Below are 18,592 nucleotides of genomic sequence, written 5' to 3'. Positions count from 1 at the left end.
CGTTATATACCGGGGCACCGGTCACTGGGAAGTCCAATCGGCATGTCCAAAAGATGCACCCAATTTTGATCTGTTGGAACGAAAATCGAGTTTTTTGAGATCGCGAGAAAAGAATTACTCGAAGTTTCGAACTTGCATGGCCAAGGTCAACTATTGCGCAAAGTCATTCGAATCATTTTGCTGGGCTTCGACGTTAACCGTGCAACAAAGTCCCCGTATTTCCAGGTGAAATCCGGCAGATGCGATGGAACTGTCTCCAATTCGCAACACCCATTTAGGCGCCTGTGACCGTCGACGGGCAGCAACGCATGCGCAAAGTCAGAGTCCATCTTGAATCGATGGCAAGTAAAGTCCATTTCAGCACAACCGTGAAAAGAAAAAGGGCGCCGATCTGGCGCCCTTTCTCCTAGTAAAACCACTATCTGTCTTAGTCGTGCGGGGTAACGACCGCATGCTTGTCGTCGAACAGAACCTTGATGGCGGTGTCGTGGTTCTGCAGGACCACGACGTCCTTCCAGGTGTCAGCACCGGTCTGGACGCTGACCGTGGTGTTGCCGTCGTCGACCGTTGCCCGCAGATGCGAGGCTGCGGTCTCCGCAGACGCCTGTTCACCAAGCAGGCTGTCGAGCAGGGCCGTGACATCGAGCACGTCGCCGTCACCGTTGAAGTCGGCGATGACATCGGCCACATCGAGCTCGTCCAGCGCCGTTCCGTCAAAGACGAAGGTGTCGTTGCCGGCACCGCCGGTCATCACCACCTGGCCCATGCCGCCATGCAGGATGTCATCGCCATCCGTTCCCATGACCGTCAGCGGATCCGCATCCGACCCGAAGATCGTATCGAAGCCGACTTCCATGAAATCGCCGATCGAGCCATCCGCGAAGGTGAACGTGCCCGTCGAGAAGACCGTCTGACCATCTTCCTGACCGCCGGTGTTGTCGGTGGTGAGCGAGATGCTCGTGACGCCATTGTCGAAGAGGCTCGACAGCTCGCCCTCGTCGCTGATGCCGTTATTGTTGGCATCAACCCAGATTTTCAGATCCTTAAAGGCAGCATCACCGCTATCGATCTTGCCATCGCCATTCGTATCGTGCGAGGCAAGAGCCGCCACGCCGCTGGCAAACTTCCCGCCATTGAAGTCCGGCGTGAAGATTTCCGAGCCGTTGTCGATCTGGCCGTTGCCATCGACGTCATAGGCGAGGATGCCATCGTCGCTGGTCCAGGCGATCTGGTCCGCCTTGCCATCGGCATCGATGTCGAAGGTGACGCCGGCGCCGATGGAAGACAGGTCGAAGCCGTTCCGGTCGAGATCGAGGATGATCGGGTCGGCGGCGGCCACCCATCCACCAGTCGGACGGGTGAATGTCTTGTTGCTACCGCCGTAGTTGATGACAACCGAAGCTAGGTCGTTACCTCCAACGAGACGATAGGCAAGTTCCGGCGCACTTGCATTGCCGTTGCCATCTAGATCGACCTTGACCAGCAAGTCGTTACCATCGCGAACCAGCTTGATGTAATTCACGCTGCTCGTATTCGCTGGGAGTAGTTGCGATAGATCAATAATGTCGTCCTGCGCGCGATAGTCGGTGATGCGGTCGGCGTTTTCGGAAGAGAGCAGTTCGTCGCCCCAAACAAAACGATCACGTCCGGACCCGCCCGTCAGTGTATCAGTACCTCCTCCGCCAGCAATGACATCATCACCTTCACCACCATTGATGATGTCAATACCAAGACCACCCGAAATGAGATCGTTTCCACTGTCACCATTTATGGTGTCGTTTCCACCATTCCCGAAAAGCAGGTCTCTGCCGTTGCCACCATTTATCACCTCTGAGGCGGCTGATCCGGCAATGATGTCATTCGAGTTCCCGTTCCCGCCGTCTGTGCCTTGGCGGATGTTGTAGCCGTCATTGCCCAACCCGTAGCCGGCATAGGAAGCGTCGCCAAAATAGACCGTTTCGACTGCATTAGCAGATGTGAATTGATTAATTGCCGTAATGGTGCGGCTAGCGTTCCCAGCACCTATCTCGATCTCCATATTATTGTCCGAACGTTCAAAGTTTAAGTTCGACAATCTCACGCCTTCAATATCGAAGTTAATCCAATCGCCACCAGAATCGGAGGTGCCGACAACTGAAATATTGCTGTATCCGCTGCCCACGCCGAAAGTGGAGTTTGAAGGGTCGCCCAGATCTGAGTAGTTGAAACCACTCATATCGAGGTTAATAGAATTTGGCGATCCATCTGAGGCTCCTGAGGAATCACGTACCGAGAATTTAAAGCTAGCGTCACCGGTAGAGCTGCGAACATTGTCCGTAGGAGCCCAAGTCAGCATACCTGCAGCAATCTGCTCCGCACTTACGAACTGGCTAGCGGAGATCTGCGAATTGCCCAGCATCAGCTTGCCCGCAGTTGTACCGGCTGGTGGGGTCACCGTAATTCCAGCAAACGTGTGGCCGTCGGCGTCTTGGAAACCGAAGTCTGAGGTCTTGAACGTGTAAGTCACGTCTTCGACCAGATTGACGGTCTTGTCCTGCCCCGTCGGATCCCGGTCTGTCGGACGCGTATCAATGACGATGTTTCCGGAAACGCTTGCATCAGCGTTGGCGTTCCCTGCCAAATCGAAGACAGAACCAGCCTTCAACCTGATGACGTTGGATGCGTCATTCACGCCCGCAGTCGGTGTGAATGTCGCGGTCCATGTCAGTCCTCCGTTGGAGGTCGCCACATTCGTAAGCGTACCGTTCTCGAACTCCAGATCGGCATTGCTGAATCCCTCTACGCGTTCGCTGAAGGTGAACGTGACAAGCGAGGTTTGGCCAACTGTCAGATTGTCGTCCGCGAGCGTGATCGTGACCGTCGGAGCCTTCGTGTCGACTGTATAGTTGTCGCCAACCCGACCCGTGCCGTCATTACCGGCAACATCGGTGTAACCAGAGCCCACCGTCACAACATTGGTGGTATCTTCGATGTTGGTCGTCGGCGTGAACACCGCCGTCCAGGTAATGCCACCATCAGCGCTGCTCAGCGGACCGAGCAGACCTTTCTCGACAGTGACATCATTGTTGTCGAAGCCGACAACCTTCTCGGAGAAGGTGATCGTCACCGTCGAGGTGTCACCGATTTTCAGAGCTGCATCGCTCATCGTGATCGAGGAGACGACCGGAGCCTTCGTGTCGACTGTATAGTTGTCGCCAACCCGACCCGTGCCGTCATTACCGGCAACATCGGTGTAACCAGAGCCCACCGTCACAACATTGGTGGTATCTTCGATGTTGGTCGTCGGCGTGAACACCGCCGTCCAGGTAATGCCACCATCAGCGCTGCTCAGCGGACCGAGCAGACCTTTCTCGACAGTGACATCATTGTTGTCGAAGCCGACAACCTTCTCGGAGAAGGTGATCGTCACCGTCGAGGTGTCACCGATCTTGAGCGCCGTATCGGCCATGGAAATAGACACGACAGTTGGGGGCGTCGTATCCGGCGGGGTCACCGTGATGACAAACTTTTCCGAAGTCAGGGATACTCCGTCGCCATCGGCATCGACCGCCTGGATGATCGAGGAGAAGTCGATTGCCTTGGCGGCGTTGCCGTCGAGCGGCTTGTTTAGGGTGAAGGTGCCTTCACCATTGGCTGCGATGGAGAGAGTGAAGACTGTGACATTGCCTGCCTTGGCGGTCAGGACGTTGCCGACAACGGCATAGGTCAATGCCACGGCGCCAACGGTGAGCGCCTGGGCGGTGAGTGCCGAGGTATCGGCCTTCAGGCCGAAGGTTACCACCTCATCCGCACCGACCTTCACGAGATCGCCGAGATCAAATTCGCCGACCGCTGGCTGACCGGTCTGGCCGGGGGTGCCTGCAAGACCGCTCAGCGTGCTCTGCATAGCAGCGGACAGCGTGGCCGAACTGTTGACGTTCGTCGACGTACCACCTTCGACGTTGCCGAGGACAACAAGGCCAGTGTTGTTTGCGTTGATGCCGAAGGCTTCGATCTTGAAAGCCTGATCCGGTCCAGTCGTGTCACCGTCGGTCTTGATCGCCGTCAGCTCGTTCTGAATGGCTGCGATCGCCTGGCTGACGTTGGCATTGCCGTTGTTCGTCATATTCGGCTCGCCATCCGACAGGAAGATGAGCTGATTGACGTCTGCGTTGGGCAGGGTGCCGGGCTGCGTGGCCAGCGTCGTTACCGACTGCAGATCCACATCGCCATAACCGTAGCCGACCGTGAACTCAACGTAAGCGATGGTCTTGCCGCTGTTTGCGCCGCTTCCGCTCAGGACGACGTCGGTCGAACTATTGCCGACCACGACCGAGGACGACTGGAAGGTTCCGTCGGTGAAGACGATCTTGTACTGGAACTGTGTGTTGCCAGGGTTGTTGTCGTCCAGCTTGAATGTCGCGCTGGTGACTGGGATGCCACTGAAGTTTTCGGTATTGGCATAACCGTTCGGGCCGTCGAAATCGTCAAACGCGCCGAAGTCGAAGCGCAGCATCTGGCCAGGATCCACGTCCGTGTCGCTGAGACCGGAGCTGGCGCCGAAACCGCCCGTCGTACTGCCGTTGGCGTTGATCAGGTCCGCCAACTGGTCTCGAGGAACATTCCAGCCGGATACGAGAGCAATCTGTTTCGATCCATTGCCGATGATATAGGCCCGATCGTAGCCCGAACCGCTGTTGGCGTCGAACGACTTCAGGGTCGAGGTCACGTCGATGGATGTGGACGCAACGCCCTCGATCCACTGCAGAGCCTGCTGGAGACCAGCTTCGTAGTTGGTGCCACCGTCGTCATTCAGGTTGCGAACATCCTGCAGCGCCTGGTTCAGCGCGGTTTGCTGGACTGCGCCGTTGACGATCAGATCGTAGGTTCCGACCGCGGAGCTTTCTTCACCAAACTCGACGAGATGGACGCGAACGTCCTTGGCTCCGGACTGGCTGACCTTTGCGAGGAAGTCCTGTACCTGCGCTTTCAGCGTGGAGAGATCCCGATCAATACTGCCCGACATGTCCAGCACGAGAACAAAGTTCGCCACCTTGCCTGGGATCGGATCGACAACTTCCGGAGCGATGACGGTGATTGCCTCATTCGCCGTCGTCAGGACCGGGATATCGTCCTGGATCTCGATCACGAGCTTGCCGGTCGTCAGCGTTACCGTATCGCCGTCACCATCCTTGCCGACGATGAACCGCGACAGGTCGAGAGACACTGCGTTTTCAGCATTGTCGAATTCGCCGTTCGTGCCGCTCGCCACGCCGTCGAGCGACTCATGGTCGATCTGGCCCTTTAGTTCGAACTCATAGGAGCCGTTCGCATAGACCTTCATTTCGAAGACCACACGTTCCGGCGTGCCGGCAACGTAGCCAGTCAGCGTGTTGCCGACCACCTTGATCATGACATCAGCGCCTTGCGAGTTCAGGCCTGAGTCCACCGGCAGGGTTGTCGGCTGGAGCGTGACGGCTTCCGTCGCATGGGCGCCATCGGCACCAAAGTTGAAGAGTGCCGTGAGGGTCCCTGCGACACCAGAGACCAAAGCGAAACCGTTTCCAGCAACCTCCCCCGGACGTGATGCGTCGGGCGCTGCGGAGGACAAGCCATCCTCATCGACCTTGATCGTCAGTGAGCCGGACTTCACACTCGGGCCATCGTCATGGAACTGGATGCGATCGCCCACGGCCACTTCGCTGACGGCTTTGTCGCCATCGAAGTCAGTAACCGTCAGGACGGCGTTGACCTTTCCGGCGAGGGTCTGCAATGCGGTCGACAAGTCGCCGTCATTCGCGTCGTTGTTCTCGTCGTGATCGGACGGATCATCGTGCTTAATCGAGACATACTGGACCATAGAGAGGGTGCCATTGTCCGAAAGGTGCAGGGCAAAGGCAGCCGGATCAGAAGAATTGACTTCGGTGTTACCATCATTCGGGCGGTCGTAGCGACCGACAATCAGGCCATTCTCGAAGAACAATACTATGGCGCGGCCTTCAGTCGTGAACAGGCCAGAGGCGGTGCCATTACCACCATTGATCTTCAGAGCCCAGTCGACGTTTACGTCGTCATCGGCGCCACCGTTGATCGTTGCAGCCACGAAGTTCGACTGCTGAGCGAACTGAGCCGACATGTCCGGATCAGTACCCTTCATGCCGACATGCCTGAAGACGTCGAGCGGGCCCGTTACATCGTCGTTCTGCCGCTTGTCACTTTCATCGACCACAAGGGTCTCGTCGGTGTTGCGTGCAACAGCGGTCGGAACGTCGTCCTTGATGGTGATCGAGAAGGCATCCTTCAGGATGACGCTGTCGCCGTCATAGTCGGTCGCCTTGATGATCGAACCGAAATCGATCGCCTCGACATCCTTGTAACGGAAATCGTCCTGCAGATCGGTGTTTTCACCCTTGCCGCGATTGTGGTCGAGCTGGTCGTGAAGTTCGAACGTGTAGGAGCCGTCTTGGTTGACCGTCAGCTTGAAGACCAGGCGGTCACCGTGGCCATAGTCAGAATTGCGGTCGTTATTGTCATAGGCATAGAGCGTATTGCCCTGGATGTCGTAGCTAAGCTCTGCTCCCTTGGACGACAGACCGAGGTACCGCAGCGCCGAAACCGCTGTCTGCTCGCTGATGAAGGAGAAATTGACCGTATCGTCCGCACCGCCCCTGATCAGGTTGGAAAGCGAACCCGAGATGTTGGCGGGACCGTTGCCGTTGCTGTTCTGGCTGCCGGTGAAGGAGCCATCTCCACTACCATCATTGGGGGAGTTACCCGTCGACTGGCCATTCTTGATATCGTCTTCATCGACGAGGCGGTTCTCTTCTTTGCCACTCAGTTCCGGAACGTCGTCCTTGATGGTGATCGAGAAGGCATCCTTCAGGATGACGCTGTCGCCGTCAAAGTCGGTCGCCTTGATGATCGAACCGAAATCGATTGCCTCGACATCCTTGTAACGGAAACCGTCCTGCAGGTCGGTGTTTTCACCCTGCCCGAGATCATGGTCGAGCTGGTCGTGAAGTTCGAACGTGTAGGAGCCGTCTTCGTTGACCGTGAGCTTGAAGACAAGGCGGTCGCCTTCGCCATAACCGGAATTGCCGGCGTCGTTATCATAGGCATAAAGCGTCTTGCCCTGGATGTCGTAGCTGAGCTTGACGCCCTGCGACGACAGGCCAAGGTCCCGCAGTGCCGAGACCGCCGTCTGTTCGCTGATGAAGGAGAACTTCACCGCATCGTCCGCGCCGCCCTTGATCAGGTTGGCAAGCGAACCCGAGATGTTGGCCGGACCGTTGCCGTTGCTGTTCTGGCTGCCGGTGAAGGAGCCATCGCCACTACCATCATTCGGGAAGTTACCCGTCGACTGGCCGTTCTTGATGTCGTCTTCGTCAACGAGGCGCTCTTCCTTGGCACCGCTCAGTTCCGGAACGTCGTCCTTGATTGTGATCGAGAAGGCATCCTTGAGGATGACGCTGTCGCCGTCAAAGTCGGTTGCCTTGATGACCGAACCAAAGTCGATTGCCTCGACATCCTTGTAACGGAAACCGTCCTGCAGATCGGTGTTCTCACCCTTGCCGAGGTCGTGGTCGAGCTGATCGTGGAGGCGGAATTCGTAAGTTCCGTTGCCGTTCAGCTTCAGCTCGAAGACGAGACGATCACCAAACTGTGGGTCGTAGCTTTTGCCAAGGTCGTCGCCAGCGTTGTCGAAGGCGTAGAGGATACCATTGCGAATCTCGTAGCTGAGTTCGGCACCCTTAGAAGAAAGGCCGAGGCTCTCCAGCATGCCACGGGCAACATCGCCGTTGATGAACGAGAAGGTCAGCGATTCGTCGGCGCCAGACTTGACGAGACTTGCCAGCGACCCCGAGAGGAACGCCGGGCCGGGCTGGTTGTTGCCCTGGCTACCGGTAAAGGAGCCGTCGGCATTGCCATCGTTCGGGCTCGTTCCGAGCGATTCACCGGGGTAACGGTCACCAAGCGTGGAAATGTCGTCTTCATCAACCGTACGGTCTTCTGAAGCACCGCGTACGAGTTCCGGAACGTCGTCAGTGATGGTGATAGACACGAAACCGGTAAGCGGAGTGCTGTCGCCGTCAAAGTCGGTCGCTTGGATCAGTGCGCCGAAGTCGATCGCGGTTACGTCTTCAAGTGGCAGAATATCCTGGAGGTCGCTATTCTGATCCGCGCCGAATGACGGGCGGTCATGATCGACCTGATCGTGAAGCTCGAACTTGAACTCACCCCACCATTGGACCTGCAGCGAGAACACCAAGCGGTCCTGACCGGCATTGTACTCGACGCCCGGCTGCCCAGCATTCACGAATGCATAGAGCGTGTCGCCAATGACGTCGAAGGACAGAGGTCCACCCTTCGACGTCAAACCGAGCTTCGTAAGTGCGGTGCGCGCGGCTGCTTCGTCGATGATCGAGAACTGTGTGAGACGATTGTCAGCGCCGAAATCAACGATACCGCGAAGGTTCCCCGAAACGGTTGCAGCACCTGGCCCGTTCGAATACTCGCTGCCGGTGAACGAACCATCGCGCTCATCGCCATCGTTCGGGCTCGTGCCGAGCGACTCGCCCGGGTAATCCCTACCAATCGTCGAGATGTCGTCTTCGTCAACCTCGAAGAGAAGCGGCTCGCCGCGCGCGACCGGCTCGTCGTCTTCGACGCGGACGGTGACGGTACCATTAACACTGTCACCATCGGAATCGGTTGCGGTGAAAGGGATCTCGAAGTCGAGGAAGTCGACGGGCTTGAAGCTTGGCTTCACTTCGCCATCAAATATGACCGCCTGGAGCACCGGCGTATCGGATGGGGGCAGTACAACGACCGTGTCGTTGCCACGCGGTTCGTCTACGATAACCACGGGCTCATAATGGTCGAGGTTGCCGATCAGCTGGAAGGTGTAGGTGCCGTTGGCCGTCGTCGGATCGAGCGTAATGATGAAGACATCGCCGCCAAAATCGTCTTTCGAGAAGCGAAGCTCCTTATAATCCAGCTCTTCACCGCGATCAGGCACATCCTTGAACGCGATCAGCTGATAGCCACCGTTCCAGACGCCATTCACAACGGTCCGTTCAATCCGGTAATCCAGAGGCGTACCATCAGAGCGCAGGCCAGCCAGAACCGGGATGGCTTCGACGATTTCCTCGTAGGTGGATTCTTCTGTCAGACCGGTGAAGCTGACAGTGCGGCCGACCGGATCGTCATCGCCGAAGTTCTGGTCCGAAACATCTTCACTCTTCAGATCGTTATCAGCACCCCAACGGATGGCGAGCGAGCCCTCGGCCGTCGAGACCTTGAAGCCCGCATCTGGGCCATCGTACAGAAGCTTCAACTCCGGCTCATACGGAGAATCGCCACGGGGGGACATAGTATCCTCGACGACAACGCCATCTACCGGCGCGCCAATCGTCGGCGCATCGTCCTGCACATCGATGTTGAATGAGCCGGTGACGCTGTCGCCGTCCCGGTCGGTGACGGTATAGGTAAAGCCGAGACGCAGAAGGTCATCGAGATCATCCTGGGAACCGTTCTGGCCGGCATCCGGATGCTCGAGTTTGCCGACGAGTTCGAATGTGAAGTCGCCCGTGACACGGTTCGTAACCGTGATGGTGAAGACGAGGTTGCCGGCGGAATCGCGGCCTTCGAGCGCGATGAAGTCGAGGTCCGCAGCGTCGGTCGGCGCCGGGAGGCTCGTGACCGTGATCGGACGACCGCCCGAAGTAAAGCCGCCGAGGACCTTGAGGCCATCACCTTCATTGACATCGGATGCGCCGACGAAATTGATGGCGGTGATCGTCCCGGAATCCGGGCCCGCGTTGAAGGGCAGACGACCGCTGATGATCTTCACGCCATCGCCGCCCGCAATAACAGCTTCGTCATAGATGAACGAGGTCGTCAGCGGGGTCGTGATGGAGGGGCGGCCATTGCCGCCGAAGATCTGCGCGGTGCGAAGCTCGTCACCGAAGCTGGTATCGCCCAGCAGATCTGCCAGGGCCAGATCTTCCGGGCCAGGGCCGATCGGATCGTCATTGAAGCTGCGGCTGCTGATGGGCGCACCCTGGGCCGAGAAGGTGCCGTCGGGACCGGCCGCAACGTTGATGTTGCTTTCTTCAAGGGCGGCAAAGAGCGCGACCTGCGGCAGCTCGACATCGCCGACCACAAAGGTCGGGATGTTTGCAGCGCCACCAATCACGGTGATCTCGGTGCCGTCCGCGAGGACGAGGACGAGGTTTTCACCGTCGACCTGGAATTCGAGGTTGTCGAGTTCAATGCCGGCCGGCAGCGTCACGACATTCTCGTTGTCGGGCGTTACTTCGCTCGGGATCACGGCTGCGGCGACGTCAGCCGGCTGCTGGGCCGGCAAGCGGTCGGTGCGACCGGCGTCGGGCGTTTCCGCCTGGGCGACCTCAATCCCTTCCATGGTCTCGCTTGCGAAACCCAGATGCTGCTCGACCGCAGAGTCGAACTCGTCGGCTGCGGAAGTATTGTCGATGCTGGACAGGCGCGGATCTTCGATGGACATGGTAACTCACCCCTTAACAAGTTGAGGGCAGTTAAATCCCCATGCCGGGGCAAGTGCAACGGTTTCTTAACCCTCAATACATAACGGGTTATGCTTGCAGCGACCATTATTGAAAAAGAAGTTAATCTAGGACCGAAAAATCCTTTTATTTCTGCAGTTTACTCAAATTTTAACGAATGAGCTCCGGCGACCGGAATGGCATCCATCGATTGCACGTGCGAGCACCAAGTCCATTTGAAGCAGTATCCAGAGGGCCGCTGAAAACAAGCAAAGGCCGGACACCCGTCAGGTATCCGGCCACTCAAGAAAACGGGACGACAAGATCAGCCTTCCGCGAAGATCGGGTCGTTGATGAAGGGGCCACCCTGATAGACCGCGATCGTATCGCCCGGCTTCGGCCTTGCCACCGTTGCATCGATCTCGGCACGGAAGCGCTCGGCATTGTCCTTCGGCTGCCAGCCGAGATAAGAGACATGGGAATTGTCCCACCAGCGGGTGTCGTTGTTCGAGCAACCCCAGATCACCGGGCAGCCCAGGCGCGGGACACGGAAGATGCATTCGATCATCGACAGGAAGTCGTCGTAACTCATCCAGGTGGAGAGCATGCGGTGGTTTTTCGGCTTCTCCATGCAACTGCCGATGCGCACCAGAGCCGTCTCCTGGCCGAACTTTTCGAAATACATGCGTGCGAGCGCCTCGCCAAAGCATTTGGACACGCCGTAAAGCCCGTCCGGGCGCATGGGCATCTCGTGGTCGAGATACTCGTCCTGGCGATAAAAGCCGATCGTATGGTTGGAGCTGGCAAACAGGATGCGTGGCATGTCGTTCGCGCGCGCGGCCTCATAGAGATTGTAAAGACCAAGCAGATTGGCATTCATGATCTTGGAGAACTTGTCTTCAACCGAGATGCCACCAAGATGGATGATGGCGTCACAGCCTTCAACGAGCCTGTCGACGGCCGCCCGATCGCCAAGATCGCAAACCATTGCCTCCTCATGCTCAGCGAGCTGACCGAGATCAACGATATCCGAGACCCTGACGATCTCCGCAAGCCCCTTCAAGCGCCCGCGCATTGCGCTGCCCAACCCGCCGGCAGCCCCCGTCAGCAAAAGTCTTTTCACGCCGCTTTCCCCCCTGATATGATTTGTCAACTTATCATACAGGTTGCCCTTACCCGGTCAATATCGTAGACCTTGGGGGCCACAGGCTGGTCAAAGCAGGCGCAAGCATGGAATATTTGCAGCCGGGGCGTTTAGAAGACGGGGAAATACGGATGGCATTGCAAGCAAGGAATGAGGCGGGCGCGGGTACCCTGGTGCAGAGACTTGGCGATACGCTCAGAAAGGCGATCGGTGCCGGCCAGTTTCCACCGGGCAGCAAGCTGCCAAGCGAAGCCCAGCTATCAGAAGCCCATGGCGTGTCGCGAACCGTCGTGCGCGAAGCGATCGCTTCGCTGCGGGCTGACCGGCTGGTCGAGGCCCGCCAGGGCGCTGGCGTTTTCGTCCTCACACCTCAGGAGCCGACACCTGCCCCCTTGCTGATCGGCAATGTGGATCCGGCGCGCGTTTCGTCGATGATTGAACTGCTGGAGCTCAGAACGGCAGTCGAAGTAGAGGCTGCAGGCCTCGCCGCATTGCGACGCTCCCCCGCACAGGAAGAAGTCATACTTGAACGACACTACGCTATCCGCGCCTGTCTTGAGGCAGGGCAATCGACCACGGAAGCCGATTTCGCCCTGCATCTCGCCATCGCAGAAGCGACCAACAACCCCCGTTTCCGTGAATTTCTGGCCATGATCGGCAAGAATGTCATCCCGCGGGCCGCCTTGCGCGATGAAGACGGCGAGGAAGATCAGTCCGCTTATCTGCGCCTCATCGATGCCGAACATGCAGACATTGTCGAGGCGATTTCGCAGGGCGACGAGGAGGCCGCGCGCGACGCGATGCGCCGACATTTGCGCGGCAGTCAGGCGCGCTACCGCGCCCTTTTGCGCGAGCAGCGCCAACCTGTACGATAACATTTGACACAGGCGTCGTTAATACGTATGACAACTTGGCCGGAGGAGGCCAAGAGAGGACATTCGAACATGACGCCGCAAGATATCAAGGCCGCGCTCGGCGCCGGCCTGCTCTCCTTTCCTGTCACGCATTTCGATGACGCAGGGAATTTCAAGTCCGACAGCTATGCAGAGCATGTGGCGTGGCTATCCGGCTTCGATGCGCCTGTACTGTTTGCAGCTGGCGGCACGGGAGAGTTCTTTTCGCTGACGCCATCGGAAGTTCCGCGCGTGGTTGCCGCCGCCAAGGAGGCCGCCGGCAAGACAGCGATCGTCTCGGGCTGCGGATATGGCACCGACATTGCCATCGAGATCGCGCGATCTGTCGAAAAGGTCGGCGCTGATGGCATCCTGCTGTTGCCGCATTACCTGATTGATGCGCCGCAAGAGGGCATGTACCAGCACGTCAAGCGCATCTGCCAATCTGTCGGCATCGGCGTCATGGTCTATAACCGTGACAATTCGGTTCTCGGCGTCGAGACGCTGCAGCGCCTGTGCGACGAGTGCCCGAACCTGATCGGCTTCAAGGATGGCACCGGCGATATCGGCCTCGTGCGCCAGATCACGGCGACCATGGGCGATCGTCTGACCTATCTCGGCGGCATGCCGACGGCTGAACTCTTCGCGGAAGCCTATCTTGGCGCTGGTTTCACCACCTATTCATCCGCCGTCTTCAACTTCGTGCCTAGGCTGGCCGTCGACTTCTACAAGGCGCTGCGCGCCGGTGAGCGCGAGCGGTGCGAGACGATCCTCAAGGACTTCTTCTATCCGTTCATGGCCATCCGCAGCCGACGCAAGGGTTATGCGGTATCGGCCGTGAAGGCTGGCGTTCGCCTGCAGGGCTTTGCCGCCGGCAAGGTGCGCCCTCCCCTCGATGATCTGACGGCGGAAGAAGAAGAGATGATGGCCAAGCTTATCGCGCCGTGGAAGCGCTGAGCAAAGGACGCGCTGACATGAAGATCGCAGAGGTTCGCACCCATCTTCTCGAGCACAGGCTCGCCGTCCCGTTCCAGAGCGCTTCCATGCGCTTCGACCGGCGGGCGCATGTGCTGGTCGAGATCGTCTGCGACAACGGGCTGACGGGCTGGGGCGAATGCCTCGGGCCGGCCCGGCCGAATGCGGCAGTGGTCGCGGCCTATCGCAACTGGCTGATCGGCATGAACCCGCTGGAGACCGAGAAGATCTGGGCGGTTCTCTATAACGCCCTTCGCGACCAGGGCCAGCGCGGCCTGACGCTCACCGCACTGTCGGGCATCGACATCGCGCTTTGGGATATCAAGGGCAAGCATTTCGGTACATCCGTGTCGACGCTGCTCGGTGGACGCTTCCGCGAAAGCGTGAAGGCCTACGCGACCGGCAGCTTCAAGCGCGACGGCGTTGATCGGGTCGAGGACAATGCGAACGACATTGCACTCTATCGCTCCCAGGGCTTTCACGCATCCAAGATCAAGGTCGGCTTCGGCATCGAAGAAGATCTGCGGGTCATCCGGGCAGCCCGTGAAGCAGCCGGTCCGGAGATGCGGCTGATGGCGGATGCCAATCACGGCTACGGAGTTCTTGAAGCCGTCGAATTCGGTCGTCGTGCCGCCGAGTATGGCCTCGATTGGTTCGAAGAGCCTGTCGTTCCCGAACACCTCGCCGCCTATCGCGAAGTGCGAGCCAGACAGCCGATCCCGGTCGCCGGCGGTGAAACCTGGCAAAGCCGCTGGGGCATGAAGGAACCGATCGAGACCCGCGCAATCGACATTATCCAGCCGGATCTTGCCGGTGTCGGCGGCTTCACCGAGGCGAAACGCGTTGCCGATCTCGCGGCGCTGCACGGCGTACGGGTTGTGCCGCATGTCTGGGGGACGGCAGTCCATATCGCAGCCGCTCTGCAGTTCATCGCCGCGATGATTCCGGATCCGGTTCGCGTCAACCCGATCGAGCCGATCCTCGAATTCGATCGTACCGACAACCCCTTCCGCCAGGCCGTGATCCAGACGCCGATCGAACACGAGAATGGCGTCGTCGCCATCCCCAACGCTCCCGGGCTTGGCATCAAAATCAACCGCGATGCCCTCCAGGAATTCAAGATGAAGGACGAGGCATGAGCCTGATCCGCCCCCTCTCCGGTCGTAAGCCTGCAATCACCCTGCCCAAGGGTGCGATCGACACGCAGATGCATGCCTATCTGCCCGGCTATCCGGCCCTGCCCGGAGGGCCTGGCCTTCCAGCCGGTGATTTGCCGACACCCAAACAATACCGGCAGTTCATGGACTGGATCGGCATCGATCGCGTCATCGTCACGCAGGGCATGGCGCATCAGCTGGACAATTCCAATCTCGTCGCCTGCCTTGAATGGTTCGGAGACATCGCCTGGGGGATCGCAGCCGTCGATGCCAGCACCAGCGAAGCCGAGTTTGATCGCCTCTCGGCAGCACGCGTGCGGGGCGCGCGCATCATGAACCTGCCGGGCGGTGCCGCCGATCTGACCAAGCTTGAGGAAGTGGATGCGATTGCGGCCAGCCGCGACTGGATGATCGCCATCCAGTTCGATGGTAGCGACATCCTCGACTACGAGGAGCGGCTCTCGAAACTGAAATCCCGCTGGGTACTCGACCATCACGGCAAGTTCTTCTGTGGCGTCACGCCCGACAGCCCGCAGGTCAAGGCCACCAAGCGGCTGATCGACGGCGGGCGTTGCTGGTTCAAATTCGCCGGCGCCTACGAGTCCTCGAAGACAGGCGGGCCCGATTTTGTCGACGTGGCCGCTGTTGCCCGATCGATTGCGGCGCATGCGCCCGAACGCATCGTCTGGGGATCCAACTGGCCCCACAATCTGGCGCGCGCACAGGCCGACTATCCAGACGATGCCGCGCTTGCCGACACCGTACTCGGCTGGCTGCCCGACGAGGAAGCCCGCCGTCTCGCGCTCGTGGACAACCCGACAGAACTTTTCGGCATCGTGCCTTCAGGAGACCGATAGCCGAACTGCTAATCCGTCGAAACGGGAGGTTTCGACGGCTCAATCAAAGAGGAGGAAGACCAATGAAAACTGCCGCAATGCTCAGCCTCGCGATGGGGCTCACCCTTGGTGCGGGTGCTGCTTTCGCCCAGGAAATCACGCTGCGTTCCGCCGACATCCATCCCGATGGTTATCCGACGGTCGACGCCGTCAAGTTCATGGGCGAATTGGTCAAGGAACGCACCAATGGTCGCATCGCCATTCAGGTGATGAACAATGCCGCGCTCGGCACCGAAAAGGATACGATCGAGCAGACGCGCTTCGGCGTGATCGACATGAACCGCGTCAACAGCGCGCCGTTCAACAATCTCGTGCCGGAAACGGTCGTGTTCGGCCTGCCCTTCCTGTTCCGCGACACCGAACACATGCACAAGGTGGTCGATGGCGAGATCGGCGATGAAGTGTTGGCGGCCTTCGAACCGCATGGCCTGATCGGGCTTGCCTTCTATGATTCCGGCGCGCGTTCTTTCTACTCGACCAAAACCCCGATCAACAGCCTTGCTGACCTCAAGGGCATGAAGGTGCGCGTCCAGCAGTCAGACCTCTGGATCGCGATGATGGAGGCCTTCGGCGCCAACCCGACACCGATGCCCTTCGGCGAAGTCTACTCGTCGCTGGAGACCGGCGTGGTGGATGCAGCCGAAAACAACTGGCCCTCTTATGAGTCCTCGCGTCACTTCGAAGTTGCCAAGAACTACACGCTGACCGACCATTCGCTGACCCCGGAAATCCTCGCCATCTCGAAGGTCACCTGGGACAAGCTGACACCGGAAGACCAGACGATCATCCGGGAAGCCGCCAAGGAATCCGTCGGCAAGATGCGTGAACTGTGGCAGGCCCGCGAAAAGGCATCGGAAGAGAAGATCCGTGCATCGGGTGCGAACATCATCACCGTCGACAAGGCGGAGTTCGCCGCCGCCATGCAGCCGGTCTATGACAAGTTCATCACCGATCCCAAGATGAAGGATCTGGTCGAGCGCGTTCGCGCCGTCAAGTGAAACAACAGACCGGCCGCATCCAAGATGCGGCCGGTTTTTTCTTATCCTGGATTTCGGAGGGATCCATGTCGCGTTTCATGCGGGCTGTCAGGCCCGGCCTCAGTTGGCTTAGCCTCGCCTGCCTTTATCTCGCCGGCCTCGGCGTGGTCCTGATGACCATCATCATTGGCTGGCAGGTTTTCGGCCGTTACGTGCTCAACGACACACCGAGCTGGTCCGAGCCCCTGTCGCTCCAGCTGATGTCCTGGTTCATCCTTTTGGGTGCGGCCGTCGGCGTGCGCGAAAGCGTGCATCTCGGGCTCGACATCGTTCGCCACAACATGGCGCCCCGCGTCCAGCGCTTGATGGATCTCGTCAGCCTTGGCCTGATCTGCCTGTTTGGCGGCGCCATGTCCTACTACGGAACGCAGCTGGCCATGGGCACATGGACAGCCCGGATCCCGGTGCTCGGTTGGCCGGGTGGCATAGACTTCATCCCGCTCATCGTCGGTGGCGCTATGATCGCAATCTTCGCGCTCGAACGCTTCGTTGACACGTTCATCGGCCCCGTTGTCCCTGCGGTGGACGACGTTGCCCAGACCGAGGTAGTGTGATGGCCTATACGATCCTATTTGGCACCTTCGCCTTTCTCATGCTGCTCGGCATGCCCATCGCCTTTTGCCTGGGGATCGCCTCCCTTGCGACGGTCCTCTATATCGGCATCCCACCGATCGTGGTTTTCCAGCAACTGAATTCCGGAATGAACGTGTTTGCCATGATGGCGATCCCGTTCTTCATCTTCGCGGGCGATCTGATGGTCCGCGGGGGGATCGCCTTCCGTCTCATTCGCTTCGCATCGGGTTTTGTCGGCCACATGCGCGGCGGCCTCGGACAGGTCAACATCGTATCCTCGACCCTGTTCGGCGGCATCTCGGGCTCGGCCGTGGCCGACGCGTCAGCGATCGGTGGCCTGATGGTGCCGCAGATGGCGGCGCGCGGCTACGACCGCGGTTACGCCGTCAATGTCACGATCAGCTCGGCCTTGATCGCGCTGTTGATCCCGCCGTCGCACAACATGATCCTTTACTCGATCTCGGCGGGAGGAACGGTCTCGGTTGCTGATCTCTTCACCGCAGGCATCATTCCCGGGATGCTCCTGACCGTCGCCTTGATGGTTACCGCCTATGTCGTGGCCCGCAGACGCGGTTACCCGGCCGAACCCTTTCCGGGCTTCGGCAAGCTGCTGGTGTTCTTCTTCGCCGCCCTGCCCGGTCTGCTGCTGATCGCCATCATCTTCGGCGGCGTGCGTTCCGGTGTCTTTACGGCGACCGAAAGCTCCTGCATCGCCGTTATCTACGCCTTCCTCGTCGCCGTTCTGGTGTATCGTGAGCTGAACTGGAGCGGCTTTGTCGAGGCGATCCTCGGCGCGGTGAAAACTACGTCACTGGTGCTGCTCGTCATCGGCATGGCGGCTGCCTTTGCATGGCTGATGTCGTTCCTGCAGGTCCAACTCACGCTCATCCAGGTGGTCAAGTCGATCTCGGACAATCCGATGGTCGTCCTGCTTCTGATCACCGTGGTGCTTCTGCTGCTCGGCACCTTCATGGACATGGCGCCTTTGATCATCATCACGACACCAGTTTTCCTGCCAATCGTTCAGGCCTTCGGCATCGATCCCGTGCATTTCGGCGTCATCATGATCCTGAACGCCGGGATTGGTCTGATCACGCCACCGGTTGGGACCGTGCTTTTCGTCGGCTGTGCCGTCGGCAAGATCACCATCCGGGAGGCGATGCAGACGATCTGGCCATTCTTTGGCGCCTGCGTGACGGTGCTTTTGTTGGTCACCTTCATTCCCGAGATATCGCTCTGGCTGCCAGCGCAGTTCAAGTGATCCTCCCGCCCTCGCATTCCGAGGGTTCTCAGCAGGGGCCTCGGCCCCTGCCTCTTTACCTGTCCGAGCAACATAGTGCACATTCGATGCTGTCATTATGGCAAGTGAACCACACAAAATGACAGATTCTCGCCATTTCGGCGAAGCGCGA

At 59.0% G+C, this 18,592-nt stretch carries 9 protein-coding genes; 7 read left to right on the top strand and 2 right to left on the bottom strand.

Going from position 1 to position 18,592, the window contains the following annotated elements; genetic code table 11:
- Positions 1 to 427: 427 nt before the first annotated feature.
- Both BW978_RS02780 and BW978_RS02775 read right to left on the bottom strand, forming a co-directional pair.
- Positions 428 to 10,507, bottom strand: coding sequence for a T1SS-143 repeat domain-containing protein (locus BW978_RS02780; protein ID WP_076391992.1), 10,080 nt, complete (start codon positions 10,505 to 10,507; stop codon positions 428 to 430).
- Between the two features lie 323 nt (positions 10,508 to 10,830).
- A complete protein-coding gene (locus BW978_RS02775; RefSeq protein WP_076391990.1) occupies positions 10,831 to 11,628 on the bottom strand; it encodes an NAD-dependent epimerase/dehydratase family protein in 798 nt (265 codons plus the stop codon).
- Between the two features lie 152 nt (positions 11,629 to 11,780).
- On the opposite strand from BW978_RS02775, the gene BW978_RS02770 reads away from it, so the two are divergent.
- From BW978_RS02770 to BW978_RS02740, 7 genes are all read left to right on the top strand, one after another.
- Positions 11,781 to 12,524 carry a FadR/GntR family transcriptional regulator gene (locus BW978_RS02770; RefSeq protein ID WP_076391988.1) on the top strand — a complete coding sequence of 248 codons (744 nt, stop codon included), beginning with the start codon at positions 11,781 to 11,783 and terminating at the stop codon, positions 12,522 to 12,524.
- A gap of 69 nt (positions 12,525 to 12,593) precedes the next feature.
- Positions 12,594 to 13,499 (top strand): 5-dehydro-4-deoxyglucarate dehydratase, encoded by a 906-nt coding sequence (gene kdgD, locus BW978_RS02765; RefSeq protein ID WP_076391986.1) that lies wholly within the window; start codon positions 12,594 to 12,596, stop codon positions 13,497 to 13,499.
- Positions 13,500 to 13,516: 17 nt separating this feature from the next.
- A complete protein-coding gene (locus BW978_RS02760) occupies positions 13,517 to 14,656 on the top strand; it encodes a mandelate racemase/muconate lactonizing enzyme family protein (protein WP_076391984.1) in 1,140 nt (379 codons plus the stop codon).
- Positions 14,653 to 15,531 (top strand): amidohydrolase family protein, encoded by an 879-nt coding sequence (locus tag BW978_RS02755; RefSeq protein WP_076391982.1) that lies wholly within the window; start codon positions 14,653 to 14,655, stop codon positions 15,529 to 15,531. Before BW978_RS02760 ends, BW978_RS02755 begins: the two co-directional genes overlap by 4 nt.
- Positions 15,532 to 15,593: 62 nt before the next feature.
- Complete coding sequence (locus BW978_RS02750) at positions 15,594 to 16,568, top strand: TRAP transporter substrate-binding protein (protein ID WP_076391980.1); 975 nt, start codon at positions 15,594 to 15,596, stop codon at positions 16,566 to 16,568.
- Positions 16,569 to 16,633: 65 nt separating this feature from the next.
- Positions 16,634 to 17,161 carry a TRAP transporter small permease gene (locus BW978_RS02745; protein ID WP_076393152.1) on the top strand — a complete coding sequence of 176 codons (528 nt, stop codon included), beginning with the start codon at positions 16,634 to 16,636 and terminating at the stop codon, positions 17,159 to 17,161.
- Positions 17,161 to 18,441: a TRAP transporter large permease gene (locus BW978_RS02740; RefSeq protein ID WP_076391978.1), complete on the top strand. Its 1,281-nt coding sequence runs from the start codon at positions 17,161 to 17,163 to the stop codon at positions 18,439 to 18,441. The genes BW978_RS02745 and BW978_RS02740 overlap by 1 nt, the downstream gene beginning before the upstream one ends.
- The last annotated feature ends 151 nt before the right edge of the window (positions 18,442 to 18,592 follow it).

Origin of the sequence: Rhizobium sp. RU33A (assembly GCF_900156055.1) — a bacterium.
GTDB lineage: Bacteria > Pseudomonadota > Alphaproteobacteria > Rhizobiales > Rhizobiaceae > Allorhizobium.
This window is presented reverse-complemented; position numbering and strand designations above follow the sequence as displayed.